The sequence below is a fragment of the Roseiarcus sp. genome (assembly GCF_052145395.1).
Taxonomy (GTDB): Bacteria; Pseudomonadota; Alphaproteobacteria; order Rhizobiales; family Beijerinckiaceae; genus Roseiarcus.
The window spans coordinates 1-4,540 of the sequence record NZ_JBKQOT010000881.1 but is presented as its reverse complement, the minus strand read 5'-3'; the positions used below and the strand labels follow the sequence as shown (position 1 = coordinate 4,540).

Here is a 4,540-nt window from a genome sequence, read left to right as displayed (position 1 = left end):
CGAGGCGACAATCGAATCCTCACTCGCATGGCTCCAATTGGCCCTCGCTTTCCTCCTTATGCGAAGGATTGCGCGGAAAAACGAAGCCGTTTGAATTTCGAGTCGGGCTCTAAGGCGCGTTCGCCTTAGTGTGTTTTACGCGTAAAGCATTCCTACAATTTAAGTGTTCGACTGCCGCGCGTTGTTTCTCTACCTCCTCGCGCGCCAAGTCCCTCGCGCTGCCGGCGGCATTTTGCGCTTTGCCGGCCAACCGCTCGGCGACGCCGTCGGCCGCCAGTTGCGGATTTCCGACGATAGCGCCGAAACCTTGGATCAACGCGCCTTTGACTTGATGGGCGATGCCCTTGATGCGATCGGCGTCCACCCCGATCAGTTGATCCCCGCCAGCGCCGGCAACGTTCTGTTCGTCGCCGATTGCCCGCTCGGCGGCTCCATCAGCCGCCAGCTTCGCGTCGCCGATGGCTTTGCCTAGACGCTCCATGACGGCCCCTTTGACTTGATGGCCGATGCCCTCGATGCGATTGCTTTCCATAAGAATGTCCTAACTTGTTCTTGTTAGACTTAAGCCGCCTTGGGCTTTCGGTCCCGATCGCAGCCCAGTAGCCAGAGATGGCGCCGTCGTTTTGGGCGATTGGCCATCAAGCATCCCGACAAAAAAGACGCCCGACGCGACAGCCAAAACGTCGCATACAGCCCCGACGGCGCCGCTCACCGGAAAAACAAGCCCAATACCGATAGCGAGCATTGTTGCGCATATCAATCCGGTTAACGCGATCTGCGAGATCTTAAGCATTTACTCTCGCTTCTCTTCGGCTGCTCCCTCGTATTAGTCAATATGCGAGGAAAAATCCGCCGCTTTCAGCGGCCGTCGAGGCGAAAGGGCTTCGATTGCGCATCATTGTTTTGACTTTCGTTCGACATCGCTGCACCGATCAGTTCACAGCCGATCATGGGCAAGGATGCCGAAACCCATCATAGCCGAGATAGCTCCCACTTGCCGGATCGTAGGATCTGTAAGTTTGTTCGCAGTACGCTACCAAATCGCCGCTGTTATACACAACAGGAGCGGCGTCGGTATACACGTAACCTGGATCTGAATACACGGGATAAGTCTCGGCCGGGTAGTAGCCCTGGTTCTGAGAAGCGATGGCTCCGCCGATTAGTGCGCCCGCCGCCACGGCTGCGACGCCGGCCCCAACGCCATATCCCGGCCCCTGACCGTGCGCATAGCCGCGATATTGATGTTGAGATCGCGCCGGGCCATGACCAGCGTAACTATGACTCATACGTGGATGGGCCGCTCCGTAATCGGCCTGCGACAAGGCGGGCGCCAACGGAATCATCAAAGTGGTTACGACAACGAAGCCGCCAAACAAAAAGCTCTTCATTTGAACCTCCAAGTTCAAGCTAAATCATAGCGGGTGCTGCAAGGATGGGATAGGTTCGGAAAATACCCATTCTACAGTCGCGCAGCCCCTACGAGTCGCAGGGGGTCAGGTCGTTTCCGATTCTATTTTTCCGATTCTCAGCCGAGGATGACCAATCGTGTATTCGTGTCCATGGCCGTGGTTCCCAAGCGCGCGTCGAACGGACTACCGTCGCCAGTGACCGCCGTGATTTGCGTGGAACTGCCGCTCCCGCAAGAAGCGGGCATTCAGATCGGGCCGTGGACTTCGCAGTTTGCAAGATTGCGGCTGTCTCCTCGAACACGCGGTCGCGAAAGGGGCGAGGCATTTAATTTACGACCGTCCCAGAGAATACGTTTGCCGTTGAGTTTGCGGCAGGGCCAGAATCTAAGACCTCCCCGGATGGAATGAGGATTGATGGAAAGAGTCTCGCGATGCCGTCGCGGAGACGAGTTAGGGGAGTCGTTTCCCGCACGTCTCAACTTCGCCTAGGTACTTTCCGAAGCTACTGCGCCGACTACCTTCGTGATTGAGTAAGGGTTGGTACGCGCCAAATTCGGTCGGATGCTTGGCGCTATGTAGGAGTAAAACCCCATGCACCCGATCGCGGCGCGTAGCGCAATTCGGCCAGTTCTAACGCAATTGTTCCCGGAATTGGTCGATACAATCGAGGCCCGATCGGCGATTAGCGCCGGGCCGAGTAGGCCGCTTCACGGGGAGGCCGCGATGTACAAAGTACTCGCTCTAGGCATCGACAGCGTCTGGCCCCAATATCACGTGTTCGCGTCCCGCGCCGCCGCGGAGCGGTGCATCATCCGCTTCGAGGCCGAAGGATTTCGCGCCAAGATCTACCGCACCGCGTGACGGCCAATCGAGGAGATCGGCTCAAGACGATCATCATCGCCGGCACACTTGGGAAGTGAACGTCTCAGGTCGCTGAGCCTCTTGTCCGGAATTCGCAGCAAGAGAAAGTATTGCTTTTGACGGGGCGCGATCGATCTTGAGGCGAAGGCGAAGCGCGAGTGCGCCGGGTGCGGGTCCATATTTACTGGCTTCCATGTAAGGGGCACGTGGACGAGCGCAGAGAGGAGGGGACAACGCGTCGTCGCGCGCCTCGCAGAGAAGCGAGGAGGTTTCGATGGTCAAGCTGAACTCTTTACGAGACATTTGCGGCATCGCGACTGCTGTCATCGCGCTTTCGACGACAGCGCCAAGCGCGGTCGCGCAAGAGATGACTTTCACATTCACCTGTCAGGCCGTCGGCGGCGGCGCGCCCGAGCCGCTCGGAGATCGCGAGGGCCATACGATCCAGGTTGGCGAGTATAGTTGTCGCATCGATTCGGGCCCGATGAGTGGCGGCGTCACGACCGGCAGGAACATCTGGGAATGGGACGGGCCGAACGCTGTTATGCGCTCTGACAGCGGCGTCGCCCGCAACGCGGGCTCCACTTTGGTGTGGCAGGGCACAGAGGGCAAACTCGCTCTGACGATGGCCGACGGCAAAGTGACCGGCTGGACCGGCTCGGGAAAGGGCGCTAACCTGATCGCGACCGGCGCTGCGGCGTCGCTCGCCGGCAAGCCATATACCTGGACGGCAAAGTCCACCGGCCCGGCGACATGGACGATTGAAAGCAAGGAGTAATAGCGCGACAAAGAGGCCGCCGCGTCTGAGCGCGGTAAGCCTCCTCTCGAGCGAAGCGGCCGCCAGTGGTTCCCGGCGGCCATCCCCGCGCCAACCGGCTTCACTCAGAGAGAGGATCACGCGTCGGGCGAGAGGAATCGCGTCAAAATCATCCCGAAACCCCTCTCGAAGCTCATTGTCGATTGATGGCCGGCTACAGGTCGAGAAGCTTGATCAGCTTCAACCGGGCGCGGTTCACGCGACTCTTGACCGTTCCAAGCTCTACCTGGCAGATTGCGGCCGCTTCTTCATATGTATGACCGCTCGCGCACACGAGGATCAGGACTTCCCGTTGGTCGGCCGGAAGCTTGGCCAATGCTCTGCGAAAGTCTTGCAGATCGACATGGCCTTCCTGATCCCCCGGGACCGCGAGACGACCCGCGTACACGCCGTCGCCGTCCTGCACCTCGCGGGCGCGCTTGCGACAACTGGAATAAAAGACGTTCCGCAAGATCGTCAGCAACCAAGCCTTCAGATTTGTCCCGACTCGAAACTGTTCAGATTTGCTCCATGCGCGCAGAAGCGTTTCTTGCACGAGGTCATCGGCGGCCGATACTGACCCGGAAAGAGAAACCGCGAATGCCCGCAAATTCTTAATTTCGGAGATGAGGTCGTCCCTGAAGTCGTCCGACGGCAGTGTTGTTGCCATTCGGCTTGCAGCGCTTCTCGACTGGAAAGCGATCGAGGACTGTTCCCAATTCGCGTGCATGGCATATCCTCGTTTGACATCAGCGGCGTGCGGTCGCGCCTTGATGACAGTCCGAGGTCAACCTAGTTGGACGGAACCATGAAGGGGAGGAACGGAAACTACTCAAAACGGCCGTCGGACCGCGGTGATTTCGATCCGCCTCACCTAGTTCGCAATTCCGGCTGGCAACACCGCATTTTGGCCGAACCTACCGGTGAGTCGCGCGCCAGACGGATGGGCCCGATCGAAGCGCGCCGCCCGCAGGCCTGCAGGCGAGGCTGGCCGAAAAGGCGCGGCTTTGACGGCGTGCGGCCCGTCGAAAACCGAGGCCAGGAACGACCTTTCTTCCCGTGCCGGCGCGCGAGCTGAAAACGGCGGCGTGAGGCCGGACCGCCGAAGCGCGGCGAAGCATTTTCTTCGGATAAGCAGAAGATCGTGCTAGTCTGTTCGACAATGGCTTTGATGGCGCCCGTCGGCCGCGAGGGGAAGGCGTCGGGCGGGCGCAGGGCGGGCGCCGAAGCGGCCTGCGAGGAGCCCCCGCCCTTGCGTCCCCTGACGTTGTGTTTGAAGCGCAACCACCGGCGCAACCGCATCGCCGCGTAGGCGTCGAGCGCCCGATACGCCTTGCTGAAAGCGCCTATAGCGGTGTCACGCGAGGATCCGAAAATCCTTCGGGTCGATGACGCGGAAATTGTCGGTGATGGTTGACGAGAACTCGTCGAACCGGCGAGGCACGGTTTCGCGCAGGAAGCCGAGTACGGCTTC

The 4,540-nt window shown here is 59.8% G+C and carries 5 protein-coding genes; 2 read left to right on the top strand and 3 right to left on the bottom strand.

The annotated features are described in order from the left end of the window. Positions 1-109: 109 nt before the first annotated feature. Both ACLP25_RS30515 and ACLP25_RS30510 read right to left on the bottom strand, forming a co-directional pair. Positions 110-532 (bottom strand): CsbD family protein, encoded by a 423-nt coding sequence (locus ACLP25_RS30515; RefSeq protein ID WP_442472840.1) that lies wholly within the window; start codon positions 530-532, stop codon positions 110-112. A 415-nt stretch (positions 533-947) separates the two neighbouring features. After that, entirely contained in the window at positions 948-1,388 is a 441-nt protein-coding gene (locus tag ACLP25_RS30510; RefSeq protein WP_442472839.1) for a BA14K family protein, read from the bottom strand. Positions 1,389-2,132: 744 nt separating this feature from the next. Between ACLP25_RS30510 and ACLP25_RS30505 the strand changes: the two genes are divergently transcribed. Both ACLP25_RS30505 and ACLP25_RS30500 read left to right on the top strand, forming a co-directional pair. Next, on the top strand, positions 2,133-2,270 hold the full coding sequence (locus tag ACLP25_RS30505) for a hypothetical protein (RefSeq protein ID WP_442472838.1): 138 nt from the start codon (positions 2,133-2,135) through the stop codon (positions 2,268-2,270). 274 nt (positions 2,271-2,544) lie between these two features. Continuing rightward, positions 2,545-3,048, top strand: a complete 504-nt coding sequence (locus ACLP25_RS30500; RefSeq protein WP_442472837.1) for a hypothetical protein — start codon at positions 2,545-2,547, stop codon at positions 3,046-3,048. A 193-nt stretch (positions 3,049-3,241) separates the two neighbouring features. On the opposite strand, the gene ACLP25_RS30495 is transcribed toward ACLP25_RS30500, so the two are convergent. Then, positions 3,242-3,796, bottom strand: a complete 555-nt coding sequence (locus ACLP25_RS30495) for a sigma-70 family RNA polymerase sigma factor (protein WP_442472836.1) — start codon at positions 3,794-3,796, stop codon at positions 3,242-3,244. Between the last annotated feature and the right edge of the window lie 744 nt (positions 3,797-4,540).

Bases quoted from the DNA above. Each gene is read 5' to 3' on its own strand.
- ACLP25_RS30510 (WP_442472839.1), bottom strand. From the start codon at position 1,388: ATGAAGAGCTTTTTGTTTGGCGGCTTCGTTGTCGTAACCACTTTGATG.
- ACLP25_RS30515 (WP_442472840.1), bottom strand. From the start codon at position 532: ATGGAAAGCAATCGCATCGAGGGCATCGGCCATCAAGTCAAAGGGGCC.
- ACLP25_RS30500 (WP_442472837.1), top strand. From the start codon at position 2,545: ATGGTCAAGCTGAACTCTTTACGAGACATTTGCGGCATCGCGACTGCT.
- ACLP25_RS30505 (WP_442472838.1), top strand. From the start codon at position 2,133: ATGTACAAAGTACTCGCTCTAGGCATCGACAGCGTCTGGCCCCAATAT.
- ACLP25_RS30495 (WP_442472836.1), bottom strand. From the start codon at position 3,796: ATGCACGCGAATTGGGAACAGTCCTCGATCGCTTTCCAGTCGAGAAGC.